General features: G+C 40.3%; 9 protein-coding genes. 4 read left to right on the forward strand and 5 right to left on the reverse strand.

From position 1 onward, the window contains the following. Nucleotides 1-255: 255 nt before the first annotated feature. Nucleotides 256-2,433 (reverse strand): catalase/peroxidase HPI, encoded by a 2,178-nt coding sequence (gene katG / locus ACFI34_RS07765; protein ID WP_462673062.1) that lies wholly within the window; start codon nucleotides 2,431-2,433, stop codon nucleotides 256-258. A gap of 716 nt (nucleotides 2,434-3,149) precedes the next feature. On the opposite strand from katG, the gene ACFI34_RS07770 reads away from it, so the two are divergent. Then, nucleotides 3,150-4,034: a tetratricopeptide repeat protein gene (locus tag ACFI34_RS07770; RefSeq protein ID WP_462673063.1), complete on the forward strand. Its 885-nt coding sequence runs from the start codon at nucleotides 3,150-3,152 to the stop codon at nucleotides 4,032-4,034. Nucleotides 4,035-4,899: 865 nt separating this feature from the next. On the opposite strand, the gene ACFI34_RS07775 is transcribed toward ACFI34_RS07770, so the two are convergent. The 4 genes from ACFI34_RS07775 to ACFI34_RS07790 form a co-directional block, all read right to left on the reverse strand. Further along, entirely contained in the window at nucleotides 4,900-5,220 is a 321-nt protein-coding gene (locus ACFI34_RS07775; RefSeq protein WP_410899142.1) for a hypothetical protein, read from the reverse strand. An 8-nt stretch (nucleotides 5,221-5,228) separates the two neighbouring features. Then, nucleotides 5,229-5,897 (reverse strand): nuclear transport factor 2 family protein, encoded by a 669-nt coding sequence (locus tag ACFI34_RS07780; RefSeq protein ID WP_462673064.1) that lies wholly within the window; start codon nucleotides 5,895-5,897, stop codon nucleotides 5,229-5,231. Between the two features lie 1,201 nt (nucleotides 5,898-7,098). Then, entirely contained in the window at nucleotides 7,099-7,800 is a 702-nt protein-coding gene (gene deoD, locus ACFI34_RS07785) for a purine-nucleoside phosphorylase (RefSeq protein ID WP_006794609.1), read from the reverse strand. Nucleotides 7,801-7,814: 14 nt separating this feature from the next. After that, nucleotides 7,815-9,032 carry a phosphopentomutase gene (locus ACFI34_RS07790; protein WP_462673065.1) on the reverse strand — a complete coding sequence of 406 codons (1,218 nt, stop codon included), beginning with the start codon at nucleotides 9,030-9,032 and terminating at the stop codon, nucleotides 7,815-7,817. A gap of 192 nt (nucleotides 9,033-9,224) precedes the next feature. Between ACFI34_RS07790 and udk the strand changes: the two genes are divergently transcribed. The 3 genes from udk to ACFI34_RS07805 all read left to right on the forward strand — a co-directional run bounded on the left by udk (nucleotide 9,225) and on the right by ACFI34_RS07805 (nucleotide 12,085). Then, nucleotides 9,225-9,857: a uridine kinase gene (udk, locus tag ACFI34_RS07795; protein ID WP_006794607.1), complete on the forward strand. Its 633-nt coding sequence runs from the start codon at nucleotides 9,225-9,227 to the stop codon at nucleotides 9,855-9,857. 17 nt (nucleotides 9,858-9,874) lie between these two features. Next, nucleotides 9,875-11,101 (forward strand): NupC/NupG family nucleoside CNT transporter, encoded by a 1,227-nt coding sequence (locus tag ACFI34_RS07800; protein ID WP_462673066.1) that lies wholly within the window; start codon nucleotides 9,875-9,877, stop codon nucleotides 11,099-11,101. A 273-nt stretch (nucleotides 11,102-11,374) separates the two neighbouring features. Further along, the gene (locus ACFI34_RS07805) at nucleotides 11,375-12,085 is read left to right on the forward strand and encodes a substrate-binding periplasmic protein (RefSeq protein WP_462673067.1); all 711 of its coding nucleotides are present in this window, start codon (nucleotides 11,375-11,377) and stop codon (nucleotides 12,083-12,085) included. Nucleotides 12,086-12,392: the final 307 nt, after the last annotated feature.

A 12,392-nucleotide genomic window follows, 5' to 3' on the forward strand; every position in this document is an offset into this window, starting at 1 on the left:
TCTCTTTGTGCAATACAATTTTAAAAGCCAATGATTCACAAAGAGGTTAAGAGACGCTGCGCTTTAGAGGTAGAGCTTATTGAACTGACATAGTTGCATGAGCAAACTCGGCGTGTAAAAACCAAATTTAGGATTGGTTTTGCTCTTCTCATTTACTCCTCATTCACTTCTCTTTGTGCATTAAGATTTAAAAGCTCAGTTTTTAAAAACAAAAAAGGAGCATTGCTGCTCCTTTTTAACTGTTTCTTAGGTTTATTAAATATCAAACCTGTCGGCGTTCATTACTTTTACCCATGCATTTACAAAGTCGTGAACAAAACGGGTTTTATTATCGTCTTGTGCATAAAACTCTGCCAATGCGCGTAAAATTGAGTTTGACCCAAATACTAAATCTACGCGTGTTGCGGTCCATTTAGTTGCACCGCTTGCGCGGTCAACAATGTTGTAAAGGCCATTACCTGTTGGCTCCCAGCGGTTTGCCATGTCGGTTAGGTTTACAAAAAAGTCGTTACTTAACGTTCCTACGTTATTTGTAAATACACCGTGTTGTGTGCCGCCATGGTTTGTGCCAAGCATTCGCATACCACCAATAAGCACCGACATTTCAGGGGCGGTTAACCCCATTAGTTGGCTACGCTCAAGTAATAGCTCTTCAGCAGATACCACGTAATCTTTTTTCAGCCAGTTTCTAAAACCGTCGTGAATCGGTTCAAGTACGTCGAACGATTCGGCATCGGTCATGTCGTCGGTTGCATCGCCGCGCCCTGGCGCAAACGGTACGTTAACCTCTACCCCTGCATTTTTAGCTGCTTGTTCAACCGCAGCAGTGCCGCCAAGTACAATTAAATCGGCCATGCTAACAGGTTTACTTAAACCGGCTTGTACTTTTTCAAGCGCTGCTAACACACTTGCTAAGCGCTCTGGTTCATTGCCTTGCCACTCTTTTTGTGGTGCTAAACGAATGCGTGCACCGTTTGCGCCACCTCGGTGATCAGAGCCTCGGTACGTACGCGCACTGTCCCATGCGGTGTTAATTAAATCGCTGGCACTTACGCCACAATTAAGAAGTGTTACTTTTAAATCGGCAATTTCGGTATCTGTTAGGGTGTAATCAACGCTTGGAATTGGGTCTTGCCAAATTAAGTCTTCGCTTGGTACATCGGCACCTAAGTAGCGCGCTTTTGGCCCTAAATCGCGGTGCGTAAGTTTAAACCATGCGCGTGCAAACACGTCTGAAAAGTATTCAAAGTCGTTATGAAAACGCTCAATTATTTTACGGTACGCTGGGTCCATTTTCATGGCCATGTCGGCATCGGTCATAATTGGGTTTAAGCGAATTGATGGGTCTTCTACATCGACCGGTTTGTCTTCTTCTTTAATGTTTACAGGTTCCCATTGGTGAGCGCCTGCAGGGCTTTTTGTCAGTTCCCATTCGTAGTTTAAAAGAAGGTCACAGTAGCCGTTATCCCATTTTGTTGGGTGTGTGGTCCACGCACCTTCAATGCCCGATGTCATTGTATCGCGGCCAATGCCCCGTGTTTTGTGGTTGCTCCACCCCATGCCTTGCTCTGAAATATCAGCCGCCTCGGGCTCTGGACCAAGGTTTGACTCTTTCCCGTTACCGTGTGTTTTACCTACTGTGTGACCACCTACGGTAAGCGCTGCCGTTTCTTCGTCGTCCATTGCCATGCGGGCAAACGTTTCGCGAACTTGTGCTGCGGTTTTAAGCGGATCGGGTTTACCGTTTACCCCTTCTGGGTTTACGTAAATTAGGCCCATTTGAACAGACGCTAACGGGTTTTCCATTGTGTCGGGTTTATCAACATTTTGGTAGCGTTCGTCGCTTGGTGCTAACCATTCTTTTTCGGCGCCCCAGTATACGTCTTTTTCTGGGTGCCAAATGTCTTCACGGCCACCGGCAAACCCAAAGGTTTTTAAGCCCATTGATTCGTACGCCATGTTGCCCGCTAAAATAATTAGATCGGCCCACGAGAGTTTGTTACCGTATTTCTTTTTAATTGGCCAAAGTAAGCGGCGCGCTTTGTCGAGATTGGCGTTATCGGGCCATGAGTTTAAAGGGGCAAAGCGTTGATTTGCCGTGCCACCGCCGCCACGTCCGTCAGATAAACGGTACGAACCTGCCGAGTGCCATGCCATGCGGATCATTAAACCACCATAGTGACCCCAGTCGGCTGGCCACCAATCTTGGCTTTGGGTCATTAAGTTTTTTAAGTCAGTTTTTACGGCTTCTAGGTCTAGAGATTTGAACGCTTCAGCGTAGTTAAAGTCGCTGCCGTAAGGAGAACTTTTTGTATCGTGTTGATGTAGAATGTCGAAATTAAGTGCGTTTGGCCACCAATCTGTGTTTTGGCCAGCTGTTTGTGTATTGCTGCCATGCATTACTGGACATTTTCCGGCGCTAGAGTTGCTCATTTTTCAATCCTCTTGGTGTAAAATAAAATACGTAAGCAATGGTCAATTTGTTTAGGTATTACTATTTTTAATTCATGCAAATGTTGCTTAATCAATTATTTATATACTTGTACTTATTTTGAATTACCAATATAGGCTTATTTTTTGAGCTATACCAACAAATGCACCGTATTTAAAACGATTGGAGCGATTTGTATTTTTGATTGATACTCAAAAAACAAGCTCTGGTGAATAGAGGCTTGAGTTAGTGCTGCAAACAAGTGGGTTTTAATATTTTGATCTTTTTTTAAATAACGATGATCGAATTAAAAAGTAGCGGCGTAATGGTAAGTGAAGGGTTTGAAAGTGGCTTTGGTTTTCCATAGCGCACATAGGAATACCCCCCTTCGCCATGAAATTGTAGTTATAATGTTAAAGGTGTATTACTAAGCCCAATACACCTTTACTTTATAAACTAAATTTATCAGTTTTATGTTAGTTGATCATAATTAGCTAACGTTAGTTAAGTTTTCCCTAACCTTTGACGTTTTAGCAGTTTTAACCAGCTCACCCAGAGCTGGTTTTTTTTGCCTAAAATTTACCACTACACAATGCTTTCATAATAATAATTTATAATGTGCCGTAAACTCGCCCTCAAAACAAAACCTGCCCTAGTGAGTTTAGATTGTGCGTGTTAATATTATTTTTGCAATTAATTATTTTATTTGGGCATGTTGATGCGTTATTACTTTTATTTACTATGTATTTGTTTTACTTTGTTTTCAGAGTCGGCTATTGCCGCTGAGCAACAAACAGAAGCCCCCTCAAAGCAACAAGAACAGCAAGCGCTCGAACAACTTAAAGAGCCTATGTATAAACCGCTTATGGAACGTTACATTTTAGATGAGCTAAAAGCGGTTCGCCAAGATCAGCAAAAACTACGTGAAGATGTAACTAAGCAAGTTACGCACGCGCAATTAGACACGGCCGACAGAGCCCTTACTTACACCACCGATACAATAAATAATGTGTTTTTTATTATTACCGCCACGGCATCTATTTTGGTACTTGTTGGCTGGAACTCGCTGCGCGATGTTAAAAACAAAGTAGAAGACATTGTAAATACTCGCGTGAGTGTTATTACCGACGAATACGAAGACCGATTAAAAATTCTGGAAGAAAAGCTGCGCGTTCGTTCTGAAGAAATACTTAGCAACCAAGAACGTATATCGATTACAAATGAGGTTCATTCGTTGTGGATGCGCGCAAATTTAGAAAGTGATTATGCTAATAAGATCGAGATTTTTGATGAAATTTTAAAACGTAAACCTGAAGACGTTGAAGCTATTGCCTACAAGGCTGATGCCCTGCTTGAAATTAATCAAACCGCCAAAGCTATTGATTTATGTAACCAAGCAATTGATATAGATAGCGATTATGGTTATGCGTATTGGCAACGTGCGTGTGCGTTTGCGTTAATACACGAGCACGCCGATGCGCTGGCCGATATAAAAATGGCACTTGAGTATTCACCTAACTTACGTAATGAGTTACTTCACGAAAGTGCATTTGCAAGCCTGCACGATAATAATAGTTTTAATACTATTGTGGCGGGCGAGTAAGTTTAGCTTGCTTATATAGTTTGTAAAAAAGAGCGAAAGCTCTTTTTTTATGGCTGTAATAAAGTCCTATGCTTTGTGTATTAAGGTTTTAAAAGATTATTATTCACAAAGAGGTTAAGAGGCGCTGCGCTTTTAGAGTTAGGAACTAAGTAATTTAATATTTTATCTGAAACAAGAAGCTACGCTTCTAACGTGAGCAAGCTCTACGTCTACAAAATAAAGCTAAACTATGACCTGTTCACTTTGTTTTCTCATTTACTCCTCATTCGCTTCTCTTTGTGTATTACTGTTTTAAAGCCCATATTCACAATGCCGTCGCTAAATACAGCCTGTAGAAGCGTTTTAGTTATGCTATAAAAGTGATTGTTTTACCACCGAGAAGTGAATGAGAAAAACAGGAGCAGTGACTAACCAATATTTTTTAACTCTGTGTAGCGCGAAGCGCCTCGGTGCACTCTGTGGTCATATCTAATTTTAAGTAATAAGAAGCTTCACTTCTAACGTTAGCAAGCTCTACGTCTACATAACAAAACTCTACCCTATTTACTTTGCCTTCTCATTTTATTCTCATTCGCTTCTCTTTGTGTATTACTGTTTTAAAGCCCATTATTCACAAAGAGGTTTAGAGACGCTGCGCTTTTAGAGGCTGGGACAAAGTGATTTAATATTTTATCTGAAACAAGAAGCTGCGCTTCTAACGTGAGCAAGCTCTACGTATACAAAACAATGCTAAGGTATGCCGCGCTTTTAGAGATAGGGGCTGGCTAAGTAATTTGATAAAGGATTACGTGAGCAGGCTTTGGGTATAAAGCATACGTGCTAAGTATACCTTTGGCCGCTTTAATTTTGTTCGGAGCTTTAGGTGTTAGCGTTTAAAGTACAAGTCGATTGCTTTGGTGAGTAACTCGTCGAGTTGCTCTTCAAAGCCATCCATATCGATTTCAAAATAACTAAAGTACTTTTTAACCTGCAATTGCGATAGGTTACGGTTTTTTACGCTGTATTGGCGTTCGTCTTTTTGTTTATCGTAACGCGGTAAAAAGACAAATTGTGCGTAGTACGGTGACTTAATATGCTTGTTGGCATAACGACAAAAATCTTCAATATATTCTGCGCCTTCAGGGCCTAAACAACCGGGCTCTACTCTGTACATTAAGCGAAGTTTTTTGTCGTCAGTAATTTGCATAATAATCCTTAACGAAAAAATAATACGCGGATTATTTTTCCGTTTTTAATTTGATAGCTCGATACAAGCTCTGAGCGTTTATCTATTACGTTTTCGTCTGCTGAACAGGTTTCTGATAGCTCATGGTCTATTACTATATCACCGTGTACTATGCGTTTAATTGGCGATGAGTGGATACACTTTAGCTTTTTAAACATCAAACCATAACGTGCAATTAGTTTTTCTTTTCCTTTAAATAATAGCTCATTGGGGAAAATATAAAACTCTACATCTTCATCGTAAACACGAATAAACTCTTCAATGTTGCGCGCGTTATAGGCTTTTATAAGTTGTTCAACCACAGCTAGTGATTCGCGTGATTGCTTGGCTTTAGCTTGCTGTTTAGCTGTTAAGGCCTCTTTTGCTTGGGCTACTGCTTTTTCTGCTTCGGCTACGGCTGCTGCCTTTTCTATTTTATTTTTAGGCTTTTCAACGGGCTTAGGTGTTTCATCGCCTAACACTTTTGAGTCGTCTGGTTTGGTTGGGTCAACAACCGGTTTTTTAAGCTCAGGGGCTTTGTATTCAAGTGTGTTTACTTTTTCGTCCGCTTTTTGCTGTTCGTTAGTGGGCTCTGTGGCATAACTATTTAAAGCTAGCGTAAAGGTAAATAAAGCAAAAAAAATAGATAACGATTTCATAACTTTCCTAATAAAAACACTAAGCGTGTATTGTATTGCAACATAGCAAATTTTAACGTTTTCGGGTAGCAATTAAATAAATGACCTTGGCTTTCATAGCGAAGTTTAGCTTGAGTTTAACCCAGCTTTTAAAATAATTTTGTTAAACACATAATTTTTAATGATGGTATGAAAAGTGATTGCTTCACCTCCAAGAAGGAAAGGACGGAAGCCGTGACTAATTGTTACTCTTTTTTCTCGGTGTAGCGCGAAGCGCCTCGATACGCTCGGTGGTGATACCTTTTTTTAAGTAACAAGAAGCTACGCTTCTAACGTAAGCAAGCTCTATGTCTACAAATCAAAGCTAAACTATGACCTGTTCACTTTGTCTTCTCATTTACTCCTCATTCGCTTATCTTTGTGCATTAAGATTTCAAAAGCAGTGGCTGAATGTAGCCTACAGACTCGCTTTACTTTCGTTTAATAGCAACTGCTATAAAAGTGATTATTTCACCACCGAGAAGTGAAGGAGAAGATCAGGAGTAGTGACTAAAAAATGCTTTTAACTCTGTGTAGCGCGAAGCGCCTCGGTGCACTCTGTGGTGATACCTTTTTTAAGTAATAAGAAGCTGCGCTTCTAACGTGAGCAAGCTCTACGTCTACAAAACAAAGCCCTAGCCAATTTATTTTAGCTACTCATTTACTCCTCATTCGCTTCTCTTTGTGCATTAAGATTTCAAAAGCAGTGGCTGAATGTAGCCTGCAGAAGCACTTTGCTTTCGTTTAAAGCAACATATTACTTATGCTATAAAAATGATTATTTCACCACCGAGAAGTGAAGGAGAAGACGAGGAGTAGTGACTAAAAAATGCTTTTAACTCTGTGTAGCGCGAAGCGCCTCGGTGCGCTCTGTGGTCATATCTATTCTTAAGTAATAAGAAGCTACGCCTCTAGCGTGCGTCTACAAGACAAAGCTCTACCCTGTTTATTTGGCTACTCATTTTCTTCTTATTCTGTTCTCTTTGTGCAATACGGTTTTAGAGCCAATGATTCACAAAGAGGTTAAGAGTCGCTGCGCTTTTTGAGTCTGGTACTCATGATTTTATAATTATTAAGGCATAAAAAAAGCCGCATAAAATGCGGCTTTGGAGGTTAGTCTCACTTCACTTTGGGCGTGTCTCCAAAACTTAGTGAATACGTTACCAAGGAACTGTTTTATCGATTAGATAGACTCTAATGCAATTTTAACCATTTCGTTAAACGTGCTTTGACGCTCATCGGCAGGTGTTGCTTCGCCAGTGATCACGTGGTCACTTACGGTGAATAACGCCATTGCGTTTGCGCCGTATTCAGCTGCAACGCCATATAAACCGGCTGTTTCCATATCTACTGCAAGAACGCCTAACTTATCTAAATCTTTGTAGAAAGTGTCGTCTGCTTGATAGAAAGTGTCGGTTGTGAATACGTTACCTACTTTTGCTTTAATACCTAGCTCTTTTGCGGCGTTTACGCCGTTTAACAGTAGGTCGAAGTCTGCAATTGCAGAAAAGTCGTAACCACGAACACGTGCACGGTTTACGTTTGAATCTGTGCTTGCACCTTGTGCAAAAATTACGTCACGGATTTTAATGTCGGTACCAATACCGCCACATGTACCAATACGTATAATGTTTTTTACGCCAAAGCTAACAATTAGCTCACGTGCGTAAATAGACATTGATGGAATACCCATGCCTGAACCCATAATGCTTACTGGCTTACCTTTGTAAGTACCTGTAAAGCCAAACATGTTGCGTACACCCGTTACTTGTACCGCATCATCTAAAAAGTTTTCAGCAATATATTGCGCACGTAGCGGATCGCCTGGCATTAAAACTGTTTCGGCGAAATCACCAACATTTGCATTTATATGAGGAGTACTCATTCGTTGTTTCCTTTTTATTTTTGCGCGTTTAATTGAGTTAAAAAGCTGTCGCCATATTCAAGCTCAGACAAGTTAAACCACTGTGCTAGTGTTTGACCAATATCTGCAAAACTGTTTCGTTCACCTAGCGGTGTATTATCCATACCAGGCTTATACGCTATCACAGGTACGTATTCACGCGTGTGCTCAGAACCTGGAAAGGTTGGGTCACATCCGTGGTCGGCAGTGATCATTAATACATCATCTGCATTTAACTGGTTTAGTATAGTTGGTAAGTAGTCATCAAATTCTTTTAATGCTTTAGCGTAACCTACAGGATTACGGCGATGACCAAATTTTTCATCAAAATCAACCAAGTTGGTAAAAATTAAGCTGCGATCAGGTGCTGTTGAAATAACCTCGCTGGTTTTTTCAAGCAAGTTCATAAGCCCTGGTGCTTTGTGCTTTTGGGTTATGCCTTGATGCGCGTATATGTCTGAAATTTTACCAATACTAATTACTTCGCCGCCGTCTTTTGCTAGTACATCTAACAATGTTGGTGCTGGCGGAAGTACTGAATAGTCACGACGATTACCTGTTCGTGCAAAGTCTTGACTATTTGAACCCAAAAATGGCCGCGCAATCACTCGCCCTATATTCATTTCATCAAGCAGCGCCCGTGCGATTTCGCAAACTTGATAAAGCTTCTCTAGGCCAAATGACTCTTCATGCGCGGCTATTTGAAACACGCTATCAGCTGAGGTGTAACAGATTGGTTTACCTGTTTTTACGTGCTCTTCACCTAGCTGTTCTAATATGGTTGTTCCTGATGCATGGCAATTACCTAAGATGCCAGGAATACCTGTACGAGCTATAAACTCGTCTACAAATTCTTGTGGGAAACTTGGCTGTGTTTTTGGGAAGTATCCCCAATCAAATAACACAGGTACGCCAGCCATTTCCCAATGGCCTGATGGAGTGTCTTTTCCGCTAGAAAGTTCTTTAGCGTAACCCCATGCACCTTGTGGTGCTTGGCGGTCTGACACTAAACACGTTTCTCCACCGGCGGCTTCACAGGCATCGACTAAACCTAATTTTGATAGGTTAGGAAGCGAAAGTGCACTGCCTGTTTCGTCGTAATATGCTTTTAATAAGTGAGCGAAAGTATTGGCGCCAAGATCACCAAATTTATCTGCATCTGGTGCTGCACCGATTCCTAGGCTATCTGCCATTAAGATAATTGCTCTTGCCATTTTGACCTCACTTTGTTTCTAGGTGGTTACTTTATCTGCTGAACGATTTTTCCGTACAGGACAAAAGTCCTGTTTCATAAAACCTAAACATTATAAATTTGTGTTCTTAAGCGAAGCAAAAGAGATTAATCGTGTCTTTTTTGCTATTGTGATCTACCAACAATATATCCTTCTGTGTGGGTGAGAACTTTAGTGACACGAACAACTATTATAGCTATTGCTGGCGCGTCTGCGTCGGGCAAATCTCTTTTTAGCCAAACTATATACAACGAGTTGGTTAATGAGCTTGAACCGGGCGCAATTGCCATTATTGAAGAAGATGCTTATTACAAGGATCAGTCGCATTTGCCGATGGCTCATCGTACGCAAACGAACTACGATCACCCTGATGCATTTGAACATGAGTTAATGCTTGAACATTTAACTCAACTTCGTAGCGGAAATTCAGTAGAAGTACCAACATATGATTATGCACAGCATACCCGCAGCGATAAAACGCGACGTGTAGCCGCTGCAAAAATTTTAATTGTTGAAGGTATTTTATTACTGAGCGACAAAGCGCTTAATAAAGAATTTGATATTAAGGTATTTATAGATACCCCTTTAGATATCTGCTTAATGCGTCGTATGCAACGTGATATGGAGCAGCGAGGCAGAACGTTACAATCTGTTGTTGAACAGTATCAAGCAACTGTAAGACCGATGTTTTATCAATTTATTGAGCCTTCTAAGCATAATGCAGATTTAGTAGTGACTCGAGGCGGCATGAACCGCGTTGCGATTGATATTATAAAAAGTAAAATTAAATATTTACTACAAGAATAACAACGGGAAACATTTGTATGACAACATTTATGAGCTTAGTAGGCATGTGTGTGCTGCTGGGTATTGCCTTTGCCGCGTCAACTAATCGCAAGGCAATTAATTTAAGAACCGTTGCTATAGCATTTGCAATGCAAGTTGTTATTGGCGGCTTTGTTCTGTTTTTTGACGCAGGAAAAAACGTATTAGCAAGTATGTCAGCAGCCGTTTCATCGGTTATTGGCTACGCGAATGACGGGATTGGCTTTTTGTTTGGCCCGCTGGCATCGCAAGACACGCTAGGTTTTATTTTTGCAATTCAGGTTTTGCCCGTTATTGTGTTTTTCTCAGCGCTAGTTGCTGTTTTATATCACATTGGCATTATGGATTGGATTATTAAGATTTTAGGCGGTGGTTTACAAAAGCTTTTAAAAACCTCGCGCACAGAATCACTTTCAGCAACGGCAAACATTTTTGTTGGCCAAACTGAAGCACCGTTAATTGTTAAACCTTTTATAGCAACAATGACCAAGTCTGAGTTGTTTGCTGTAATGGTAGGTGGCTTAGCCACTGTAGCTGGGTCTGTAATGGCGGGTTACGTAATTATTGGTGTAGAGCTTAAGTACTTAATTGCAGCCAGCTTTATGGCGGCACCGGGTGGTTTTTTAATGGCAAAAATGATTGTGCCAGAAACAGAAACACCTAAAGATAACTTAGCTGATTTAGATTTACACGATGACGATAAACCGGTAAATGTAATTGATGCGGCAGCATCAGGCGCTGCAAATGGCATGCATTTAGCGCTAAACGTAGGTGCAATGCTACTGGCATTTGTTGCACTGATTGCGCTTTTAAACGGTTTATTAGGTGGTGTGGGCGGATGGTTTGATCATCCAACATTAACGCTACAAGAAATTTTAGGTTATGTATTTGCTCCTGTTGCATGGTTACTCGGTGTACCGTGGGATGAAGCAATTATAGCCGGCAGTTTTATTGGTCAAAAGATAGTAGTAAACGAGTTTGTTGCTTACTTAGACTTTATAAATTATCGCGATACGTTAAGTGCGCACACACAAGCAATTGTTACGTTTGCTTTGTGTGGATTCGCTAACTTATCATCGATAGCCATTTTACTAGGTGGGTTAGGCGGTATGGCGCCTAGCAGGCGGAAGGATATCGCACGCTTAGGGCTCAGAGCAGTGTTAGCAGGATCTATGGCTAACCTTATGAGCGCAGCAATTGCTGGGTTTTTCCTCTCGCTAGCTTAGAAACTTAAGAGATGAACCGGTGTTGCAAAACAAGAAGTTAGTACTTTAAGGGGTTAAAGTGCTATCTGACTTGAACGATACTTCACCAAGGGCCGCAAGGCCCTTTTATCGTTTTAGCCGTAAATTACCTTATCCTTTACCTTATCCCTTTTTACCTTATCCTAACTACCACTTAATCATTATAATGCTCTATTTTAATCACTTTTTTTTGTAATTATTCTATTTTGTTCCACACTTAAGTTAGTGTTTTTAATCCAATAATGACTCGCTGTTGTGAAATACATTCTGAACCTTTTTATACTTGTTTTATCGTTTTCTACTTTAGCTGAAAAACCGTTACTGGTAGTTACAGAATTAGCACCGCCTAATCAATTTTTAATAGACGGTGAAGTTCAAGGTAAAGGGACACAGTACATAAGGGACATATTTAAACAGGCCGGTTTAACACCAGACATACAAATGTACCCTTGGGCTCGCGCTTATAAAATGGCAAGCGAGGAGAAAAACACGTTTATATACAGTATTGCTCGTACAGCAGAACGAGAAAATCAATTTCAGTGGGTAGGCGAAATTGGTCGCTTTGAAATGGGGTTTGTTGGGCTATCAGACAGAACAGATATAGTAATCAATAATATTAACCAAGCAAAAAATTACAAAATTGCTATGCAACATAACGACTTTTCAACACAAACTCTCACAAAAATGGGGTTTGAGGGCGTTATAACTTCAGATATACAGCATTCTTATCAGTTACTACTAGCGAAAAAAGTAGATCTAATATTAGATGACCCGCATTACATGCTCCAATACAGTGATTACTTCAAACTTAAGCCTGGCCACTTAAAGTTTATTTTTAAAATAGATGCACTAACAACGGTTGCTTATTTAGCTGCAAATAAAGATACAGATACAGTTCTTATAGAAAAAATGCAAAAAGCACATAAAGAGATAAACAAAACTAAAAAAAGCCCTTACGGTAAATAAGCAAACTTCTAATTTGTATTGTTTACCTGTGCTGAAAACCAATAACAAGTGTTTGTTACCTCATCGTATTAATTAGTACTTTAATAAGCGCTGCAAGCACTTGTCAGCTTCTTCGCTTTTATACCAACCTGCAATGCAAAACGTATCGTTATCTGCGTAAAAAACTCTTTTAGAGCAGCTTTCACGCGCTTTTTCATCCTCAAAAGATCTCTTAATTAAGGGAGTTGGTATTATTCATTAAAACTGGCTATTTCGACATTTTATTGCCACGTATTTCTGCCAAAAAGTAGTGGTGTTTAGGGGGAAA

The sequence above is a fragment of the Pseudoalteromonas sp. PSi26 genome, from assembly GCF_054960575.1.